The following is an 8,733-nucleotide window of genomic DNA, read 5'->3' as shown; positions in this document are numbered from 1 at the left end:
ACGACGACGCGGGCGTCATGCGGGGGCGGGCGGATTCGTGACCTTGGTCACGTCCAGGTGGAGCCCCCTACCGGATTCGAACCGGTGACCCTCTGTTTACAAGGCAGATGCTCTGGCCAGCTGAGCTAAGGGGGCGTGCCCGGGCTGGGCCGCGGGCGGTCCCAGCCTAGAGCAGGAACGACGGGGGCGGGGCCGCACCGGTGCCGGTGCGACCCCGCCCCGCGGGCTCCGAGCGCGCGGCCCGGGCGGAGGGCGTCAGCCCTCGACCATCGGCTTCGCCCAGTCCACGAAGGACTTGTCGCCGCCGTCGGTGGACCAGTTCTTCCCGTTGACGAACACGGTGGGCGTGCCGGCCACGCTGGCGGCCTTGGCCTTGTTCGTGGCCCACTCCACGGCGGGGCGGTACGTGTTGTCCTTGAGGCAGCCCTCGATGTCCACACCGAGGGCGTCGGCGCGCTGGATCAGCTCGTCGTCGGACAGGCCCTTGCCGCCGTGGCCCTCCCAGGCCATGAACAGGCCGGTCGTGAACTCGTTGTACGCCTCGGGCTTGGCGGCGGCCACGCAGTAGGCGGCGTTGGCCGACCGGGCCGAGTAGTTCTTGTTGTTCGGGGCGCTGAGGAAGTTCACCATGCGGTACTCGACGGTGGCCTTGCCGTCCCTCAGCCAGGACTGCAGCTGCTCGGAGTTCTGCGACTCGAACTCGGCGCAGTGGACGCAGTTGAAGTCGGCGTAGACCACGATCTGGGCCGGCTCGCCGTCCGCGGGCTCCCCGGCGGCGGGGATCGTCGTCAGCTCCTCCGGGGCCGTGGCGGTCTCGGGCACGGCCACGGAGGAGGAGTCCACCTGACGCTCGCTCTTCCCGGAGTCCGCGAGCGCGGTGGCGGAGGTCATCTCGACGCCACCCTCCTCGTTCACGACGCCGGGCACCGGCCCGGTGGCGGAGATCTCGGTGCCCTGGTTGCCCTTGACCACGAATCCCACGATCAGGCCGATCACGAGGACCGCGGCGAGCACGGCGCCCCAGATCGTGGCGGTGCGGCGGCGGCGGGCCTTCTTCTGCTGGTCCACCTGCATCTGACGGGCGCGGGCGCGGGCGTCCACCTCGGACGGCGCCGGGTTCCTGCTGGCCACTGGTCCTCCTGGATGGGTCGGGGCCGGATGGGTCGGGGCGAGCCTACCCGCCGCACCTGGGAGGGCCGCCGGGGCGTCTGCGATGATCGGCGGATGGACGAGCACGAGCAGCCCCGGACCGACCCCGCCGACCGTCTCACCGTCACCGCCGCGCCTTCGGGGGACGCCTCGGAGGATCCGGCCACGTCCCTGCTGGCTCTGCCCTGGGAGCGGCCGCTGGAGGACTGGCCGGCGGAGGTGCTCGCCGCGCTGCCCCGCGGCATCTCCCGACACGTGGTGCGGTTCGCGCGGATGGGCGCGGGCGTCGTCGCGGTCAAGGAGACCACCGAGGAGCTCGCGTTCCGGGAGTACCGGCTGCTGCGGGAGCTCGAGGACCGCCCCAGCCCGTCGGTGGTGCCGGTGGCCGTGGTCACCGGGCGCACCCGCGAGGACGGCACCGCGCTGCCCGCGGCCCTCGTGACCCGGCACCTGCGCTTCTCCCTGCCCTACCGCGCCGTGTTCTCCGAACGCATGGAGCGGCGCACCCTGGTCCGCCTCATGGACGCCCTGGCGCTGCTGCTCGTGGAGCTGCACCTGGAGGGGTTCTTCTGGGGGGACGTCTCCCTGTCCAACGTGCTGTTCCGGCGTGACGCCGGCGGGTTCGCCGCGCACCTCGTGGACGCCGAGACCGGCGAGCTGCGCGAGCGGCTCTCCACCGGTCAGCGCGAGCACGACCTCGACGTGGCACGGGTGAACATCGGCGGGGAGCTGCTGGACCTGCACGCCAGCGGGCTCGCGGACCCCGACGTCGACGCGATCGCCACCCCGGACCTCTTCGTGGAGTCCTACCGGCAGCTCTGGCAGCAGCTCACCGAGCCCACCGTGTTCCCCCGGGGGGAGCCGTGGCGCATGGACCGCCGGTTCCGACGCCTGACCGAGCTGGGCTTCGAGGTGGAGGAGTACTCGCTGCGCGCCGCGGACGCCCCCGGGATGATGGTGGCCCAGCCCACCGACGTGAACTCCGGCTACCACCGGCGCCGCCTCGAGCGGCTCACCGGGCTGCACGTGCAGGAGAACCAGGCGCGGCGGCTGCTCGTGGACATCGAGGCGGCCCGCCGCTCGTGGGACCCCTTCATGGACATGGACCACGCCGCGCACCGCTGGGTGATCGAGGTGTTCGACCCCGTGGTGCGCTCCGTGCCCCTGGAGCTCCGCGCCAAGCTCGAGCCGGCCGAGGTCATGCACCAGCTGCTGGAGCACCGCTGGTACCTGTCCGAGGCGCGCGGACAGGCCGTGCCCCTGGACGAGGCCGTGGACTCCTACGTGGAGACCGTCCTGCGCGCGCGGCGGGACGAGGACGCCCTCGCCCTGCACCCCACCACCACGATGCTGCGGGCCGTCCCCGCCCCGGAGGCGGACCCGGAGGGCTGACCGAGCCGTCGGACGCCCCCGGGGCCGACGGCGTCAGCCCTGGGCGGCGGGGGCCCGGTGCAGCAGCAGGAAGCCGGGCGCGGGCACGGACCCGGGGACCTCCCACGGACGCCCCGAGGAGCCGAGCGGGCCGGCGTCGCAGTGGCCGGCCACCAGCACGGCGTCCTTGAGGTCGTCCGGGACGGACATGGGCTCGTCCCCCAGGGCGGTGAGCAGGACCGCGTCCCCGGAGCCGTCCGCGGCGAGGCGGTCCATGCGCACGTGGCGGGCGCCGGGCTCCACGGTCACGCGGGTGCGGGAACGGTCCGGGTCCGTCAGGGCGGGCAGCGCACGTCGCGCGGCGAGCAGCCCGCGGTACGCCTCCAGGATCCGCGCCCCGCGGCCGGGACCGCCGGGGGCGGCGCCGGCGGCCGCCTCCGCCTCCGAGGGGGCGCCGGAGTGCCCGCGGGGCGCGGGCTCGAGGGCGGACCAGTCCAGCACGGCACCGTCCCGGGTGGCCGGGTCCTGCGGGTCGGGGACCTCGTGCGCGGCCCAGCCGTGGGCGCCGAACTCGCGGCGCCGGCCCTCGCGGACGGCCTGGGCGAGCTCGGGCTCGCGGTGCGCGGTGAAGAACGGCCACGGGGTGGTGGCGGCGAACTCCTCCCCCATGAACAGCATCGGCGTGAACGGCCCCGCGAGCAGCAGGGCGGCCTCGGCCGCGAGCGCCCCCTCGGTGAGGGCCGCGGCGGTGCGGTCGCCGGCGGCCCGGTTCCCCACCTGGTCGTGGTTCTGGATGCTGACCACGAACGCGTGGGACGGCACGGAGGCCGGCACGGGGCGACCGTGGTCGTGGCCGCGGAAGGTGGAGCGCGTGCCGTCGTGGAAGTAGACGCGCTCCATCACCTTGGCGACGGCCTCGAGCGGGGCGAAGTCGGCGTAGTAGCCGTGGGTCTCGCCCGTGGCGGCCACGTGCAGGGCGTGGTGGACGTCGTCGTCCCAGGCGCCGGCCAGGCCGAGGCCGCCGGCGGAGCGGGACAGCACGACGCGCGGGTCGTTGCGGTCCCACTCGACCATCAGGGGCACGGGGCGTCCGGCGCGGGCGGCGATCCCGTCGGCGAGGACGGCCATCTCCTCGAGGAGGTGCACGGCGCGGGTGTCCACGAGGGCGTGCACGGCGTCGAGGCGGAGCCCGTCGACGTGCATCTCCTCGAGCCAGAGGCGGACGTTGTCCAGGATGAGCGCCCGGACCTCGTCCGAGTCGGGGCCGTCCAGGTTGGGGCCGTCGCCCCAGCCGGTGCCGTGGTCCGTGAGGTAGGGGCCCAACACGTTCAGGTAGTTCCCGGAGGGGCCGGCGTGGTTGTGGACCACGTCCTGGACGACGCCCAGCCCCGCGGCGTGGGCGGCGTCCACGAACCGCCGGTAGGCCTCGGGACCGCCGTAGGACTCGTCCACGGCGTTCCAGGCCACGCCGTCGTAGCCCCAGTTGCGGTCCCCGGACCACGAGTTCACGGGCAGCAGCTCCACGTGGGTGACGCCGAGGTCCACGAGGTGCGGGAGCCGTTCGATCGCGGAGTCCAGGGTGCCGTCCGGGGTGAACGTGCCCACGTGCAGCTCGTAGAGCACGGCGCCGCGCAGGCCGCCGCCCTGCGGGGCGGCCGGGTCCTTCTCGACGCCGGCCGGGCCGGTCCAGTCCGCGTCCGTCCAGGGGAAGTCGGCGGCCTCGAGGTCGCGGCGGGAGGGCCCGTGCACGGTGTCGGGCTGGCGCCGCGAGCGCGGGTCCGGCACGGGGTCGGCACCGTCCACCCGGAAGCCGTAGCCGGGGTTGCCGTCCTGGAGGGCCGCGGCCGCGGCGCGGGCGTCCGCGCCGGGCAGCCACCAGCCGCCGGGGCCGCGTTCCAGGGCATGCGCGGAGGTCACGGGCCACCGGTCGGCGGTGTCGTGGAGGTCGCCGGCGGCGGCGTCCACGAGGACCAGCTCCACGGCCTCAGCGTGGGGGGCCCACACGGCGTAGGGGGTGGCCCGCGCCGCGGCGACGGCGGCGCGCTCCGCTCCGGCCGGATCCAGTGGATCCACGGGGAGCGGGGAGTCCAGCGGATCCACGGGGAGCGGGGAGTCCAGCGGATCCACGGGGAGGTCGGCGGCCGGGCGGCCTGCGGGGGTGCTCATGCGGTCTCCTCCTCCGGCAGCAGCAGGGCCACCGGCAGCTGGCTGAGGACGTCGTCCACGCGGACGGCGCCCCGGGCGTCGGGGGTCACGGCCCGGCCCGTGACGGCGCACCGCCAGCGGCCGGGGGGCAGGCTCACCACGGTCTCGCGCCAGCCGCCGGCGGCGGCGAGCGTGAGGGGCAGGCGGGTGGCCAGGGCGAGGGCGCCGCCGCGGCTGAACGCGATCAGGTGCGCCGCGGCGGGCCCGTCCACGTCCAGGGGACGGTACCCGTGGAACAGCTCGGGCCGGTCCCGACGGGCGCGCAGGGCGCGGCTGACCACCAGGAGCTTGGCGGCCTCGGGCTCGTCCAGGGTGGGGGCGTGGCCGGCGTCGAGGCGGTCGAGGAGGTCTGCTCGGGCCTCGAAGTCCACGGCCCGCCTGTTGTCCGGGTCCACGAGGGTGGGGAACGGGATCTCGGTGCCCTGGTACACGTCCGGCACGCCGGGCGCGGCGAGCTGCACGAGCTTGCGGCCCAGCTGCACGGTCAGCCCGGGCTCGGCGATCCGGTCCGCGATCTCCTGGACCACGGCCCGGGCGGCGCTGTCCGGGGCGACGACGTCCGCCGCCAACGCCCGCAGCCGGCCCTCGTAGGCGTCGTCCTGGGCGGTCCAGGAGGTGTGCTCCTGGCCCTCACGGGCGGACTTGAGCAGGAACTCCTCGAGGCGGTCGGCCTCCGGCGCGGTGCCGTCCGTGGGCCAGACGCCCACGATCGACTCCCAGACCAGCTCCTCCAGCCCCGGGGCGTCCAGCGGGTGCGCCGTGCGCAATCGGGCGAGGGCGTCCTCCCAGGAGGCCGGCTCCTCGGCGAGCGCGGTGATCCGCGCGCGCACGTCCTCGCTGCGCTTGGTGTCGTGGGTGGTGAGGGCGGTCATGGTCGTCGGCCAGGACGCCTGGCGGGCCCGCTGCAGGGCGTGGAACCCGGCGAGCGGCAGGTCCAGGTGTGCCGGGTCCCCGCCGACCTCGTTCAGGTTCGCCCAGCGGGTCCAGCGGTAGAAGGAGCGGTCCTCCACGCCCTTGGCCATGACCATGCCGGAGGTCTGCTGGAAGCGCCGGGCCACGGGCGAGTCCGGGTCGGCGAGGACCCGGGCGACGTCGTCGAGCACGTCCGCGCGCTCGGGGTGCGCGGCGCGGGCCCGCGCCACGGCCGCGGCCAGCCGCTCGGCGCCCACGGGCAGGTAGGTGCGGTACACGTCCAGGGAGGCCAGGACGTCGGCGAAGGCCTCCGTCAGCGCCTCGTCCGAGTGCGCCCCGAGGACGACGGCGGCGCGCGCCTCCCGCACCAGGCGGGCGGTCTCCGCGGCGAGGGAGCCGGTGGCCACGTCCCGCTTGGCCTCGGCGATGAGCGCCTCCCAGGCGGCACGGGCGGCGTCGTCCGCGGCGGGGCCGTCCGGGTCGGCGGGCATGAACACGCGCTCGAGCTCGCCGAGGGCGTCATAGCCGGTGGTGCCGTCCACGGGCCAGGCGGCGGGCAGGTCCTCGCCGGGCTCGAGGATCTTCTCCACCACGAGGTAGCCCTCGGGCAGGACGCGCTCGCGCAGGGCGCGCAGGTAGGCGCCCGGGTCCGTCAGGCCGTCCGGATGGTCGATGCGCAGGCCGTGCACGAGCCCCTCGGAGACCCAGCGGCCGATCTCGACGTGCGTGGCGTCGAACACCTCCGGGTCCTCGACGCGCAGGCCGGCCAGCGTGGTGACCGTGAAGAAGCGGCGGTAGTTCAGCTCGGCGTCCCCGCGGCGCCAGTGGACCAGGCGGTAGTGCTGCCGGTCGTGGACGGCGCGGCCCAGGCGGGCGGCGTCGTCCGTGGGGGCGGCGGGGTCGGCGCCGGCGAACACCTCGGCGGCGCGCAGGCCGGTCTCCTCCTCGGCGGCGGCCAGGGACCCGGGGGCCAGCGGGTACGCGGTGTCCCAGTGCCGCAGCACGCCGTGCTCCCCGGCGGACGGGTCCACGATCAGCTGGTCCAGCCCGGCCTCGGCGCCGCGCGGGTCCCCCTCCGGGCCGTCGCCGAGCACGGGCAGCAGGACGCGGCCGTCCCCGGCCTCCCAGTCCACGTCGAACCACGCGGCGTGGGCGGCCTCCGGGCCGTGGGCCAGCAGGTCGGCCCAGGCCGGGTTGGCCAGCGGCGTGGCGACGCCCAGGTGGTTGGGGACCACGTCCACGAGCAGCCGCATGCCGGCCTCGTGCGCGGCGGCCGCGAGCGCGGCCAGGGCCTCGGGTCCGCCGCGGGCGGGGTCCACGCGGGCGGGGTCCACGACGTCGTACCCGTGGTCCGATCCGGGGTCGGCGGCGAGGATCGGGGAGAGGTAGAGCCAGTCCACGCCGAGGCGGCGCAGATAGGGCACCAGCCCGGCCACGGAGTCCAGGGGCAGGTCCGGTCCCACCTGGAGGCGGTAGGTCGAGGCGGGCGCGGAGACGGCGTCGGTGTGGCTCACGCGGCGACACTAACAGCGGTGCCCGACGCGACAGCAGGGCCGGTCCGCGCCCTGGTCAGCCCCCGATGGGAGGTGACTCGACGAGCTCCGCCCCGTAGACGGGCTCCCCGTCCTGCTCCACGGCCATGTACTGGTCCTCCTCGCGGGTGCCGTCCGGATGGACCAGGTCCACGGTCACGCCGGAGCCGGACTGGCGGACGTCCTCCACCTCCGCCCCGTACTTCTGCCGGACGTTGCCGCGCAGGGCGTCGAAGCCCTGGACGTGCGCCACGGCCCCCCAGACGGCGAGCGCCAGGGCGAGCACGAGCGCCCCGTACCCCACCCGGCGCTGCAGCCGCGTGTTCTCCAGGACGCGCATGACCACATGGGAGCCGGCGGCGGCCTGGCGGCGACGGTGGTCGCGCTCGCGCCACCGCCCTGCCAGCGCGAGGGACACGCCCACCACGGCGGCGACGGCGGCCGCCCAGTAGAGGAGCCAGGGGGTCTGCAGATCCACGGGGGCGAACGTCATGGGCGTCCCTTCAGCGCGGCCCGTGGGTGCACAGGCGGTTCAGGGCAGGGTCTCACCTCGGGCGGCGGTCCACAAGCGGTGCCACTGGGCGCCGTCCATGCGGGCGGCGGCGTCGGCGGCCTGGGCGCAGGAGGCGATCCGGGCCGGGTCCTGCGTGCCGACCACGGGGCGCACGCCCCACGGCAGGCGCAGCAGCCAGGCCAGCACCACGGCCTCCCGGCTCACCTCGAGCTCGCGGGCCACCCGGGCGACGACGGCGGGCGCCCCTCCGGCGGCCGCGAGCGCGGCCTGCTCGGCGGGGTCCGCGGGCACGGTGCCGTCGGAGCCGCGGGTGAACCGGCCCTGGCCGAGCGGGCCCCACGCCTGGATCTCGATCCCCTCCCCCGCGCACACCTCGCCGAGGTCCCCGGCGCCGCCGTCGGGCGCGGCCGCGGGGTGGTTGGCCAGGACCACGGACTCCACGAGCATCCGGTGGTGCAGGCCGAGCTCCACCTGCACGCAAGCGAGCCCGGTGCCGTCGGCGGAGACCTCCCGCAGCGCGTGCTGGTACTCGAGGACGCGCCGGGTGCCCATGTTGGAGACGCCGAGGGCGTCCACGCGGCCGGCCTCGCGGGCGTCGAGGAAGGCGCGGACGGTGTCCGACACGGGGGTCAGCACGTCCGGGCGGTGGACCACCAGCGTGTCCACGCGGTCGAGGCCGAGCCGCTCCAGGGAGAGGGCCAGGCGGTCGTGGAGGTAGGCCGGGGAGTTGTCGTAGCGGACGGCCGGGGTGCCGTCCGGGCCGGGCTCGTGGAGGACGATCCCGGACTTGGTCTGCACGCGCAGCCGGGTCCGCTCGGCGGGGTCGAGCTCGGCCAGCAGCGCACCCACGGTCTCCTCGGACGCCCCGGCCCCGTAGATGTCGGCGGTGTCCAGCAGCCCGATGCCGGCCTCCAGCCCGGCGCGCAGGGCACCGCGGGCGCGCTCGACGTCGCCCCAGCCCATCGTGCCGAGGATCAGGGGCGAGGCGGCGGGGGTCTGCGGGGCGGTGTCCTGCGCGGTCATGGTCCCGGCTGGAGGCCGGCATCGGGC

Annotated in this window: 6 protein-coding genes and 1 tRNA gene; 1 reads left to right on the top strand and 6 read right to left on the bottom strand. The window is 76.0% G+C overall.

Annotation, left to right across the window (positions count from 1 at the left end; translation table 11 throughout):
• Nucleotides 1–58: 58 nt before the first annotated feature.
• Both MHY29_RS09910 and MHY29_RS09905 read right to left on the bottom strand, forming a co-directional pair.
• Nucleotides 59–135 (bottom strand) — tRNA-Thr (locus tag MHY29_RS09910).
• Nucleotides 136–255: 120 nt separating this feature from the next.
• Nucleotides 256–1,131 (bottom strand): thioredoxin domain-containing protein, encoded by an 876-nt coding sequence (locus MHY29_RS09905; RefSeq protein ID WP_224355594.1) that lies wholly within the window; start codon nucleotides 1,129–1,131, stop codon nucleotides 256–258.
• A 93-nt stretch (nucleotides 1,132–1,224) separates the two neighbouring features.
• Between MHY29_RS09905 and MHY29_RS09900 the strand changes: the two genes are divergently transcribed.
• Nucleotides 1,225–2,541, top strand: a complete 1,317-nt coding sequence (locus MHY29_RS09900) for a DUF4032 domain-containing protein (protein WP_224355595.1) — start codon at nucleotides 1,225–1,227, stop codon at nucleotides 2,539–2,541.
• A 33-nt stretch (nucleotides 2,542–2,574) separates the two neighbouring features.
• Here MHY29_RS09900 and treZ read toward each other — a convergent pair whose 3' ends face one another.
• From treZ to MHY29_RS09880, 4 genes are read right to left on the bottom strand one after another with little or no spacing between them, the layout of a single operon-like run.
• Nucleotides 2,575–4,686, bottom strand: coding sequence for a malto-oligosyltrehalose trehalohydrolase (gene treZ, locus MHY29_RS09895; RefSeq protein ID WP_239240811.1), 2,112 nt, complete (start codon nucleotides 4,684–4,686; stop codon nucleotides 2,575–2,577).
• Complete coding sequence (gene treY / locus MHY29_RS09890; protein ID WP_239240793.1) at nucleotides 4,683–7,151, bottom strand: malto-oligosyltrehalose synthase; 2,469 nt, start codon at nucleotides 7,149–7,151, stop codon at nucleotides 4,683–4,685. Before treY ends, treZ begins: the two co-directional genes overlap by 4 nt.
• Nucleotides 7,152–7,206: 55 nt before the next feature.
• Entirely contained in the window at nucleotides 7,207–7,662 is a 456-nt protein-coding gene (locus MHY29_RS09885) for a hypothetical protein (RefSeq protein ID WP_239240791.1), read from the bottom strand.
• 39 nt (nucleotides 7,663–7,701) lie between these two features.
• A complete protein-coding gene (locus MHY29_RS09880) occupies nucleotides 7,702–8,706 on the bottom strand; it encodes an aldo/keto reductase (protein WP_239240788.1) in 1,005 nt (334 codons plus the stop codon).
• Nucleotides 8,707–8,733: the final 27 nt, after the last annotated feature.

The organism is Micrococcus sp. ACRRV (assembly GCF_022346985.1).
Classification (GTDB): Bacteria; Actinomycetota; Actinomycetes; order Actinomycetales; family Micrococcaceae; genus Micrococcus; species Micrococcus porci.
This window is presented reverse-complemented; position numbering and strand designations above follow the sequence as displayed.

What these genes read in the sequence shown, in the direction of transcription:
- MHY29_RS09900 (WP_224355595.1), top strand. Translation starts at nt 1,225, where the DNA reads ATGGACGAGCACGAGCAGCCCCGGACCGACCCCGCCGACCGTCTCACC.
- MHY29_RS09885 (WP_239240791.1), bottom strand. Translation starts at nt 7,662, where the DNA reads ATGACGTTCGCCCCCGTGGATCTGCAGACCCCCTGGCTCCTCTACTGG.
- MHY29_RS09880 (WP_239240788.1), bottom strand. Translation starts at nt 8,706, where the DNA reads ATGACCGCGCAGGACACCGCCCCGCAGACCCCCGCCGCCTCGCCCCTG.
- treZ (WP_239240811.1), bottom strand. Translation starts at nt 4,686, where the DNA reads ATGAGCACCCCCGCAGGCCGCCCGGCCGCCGACCTCCCCGTGGATCCG.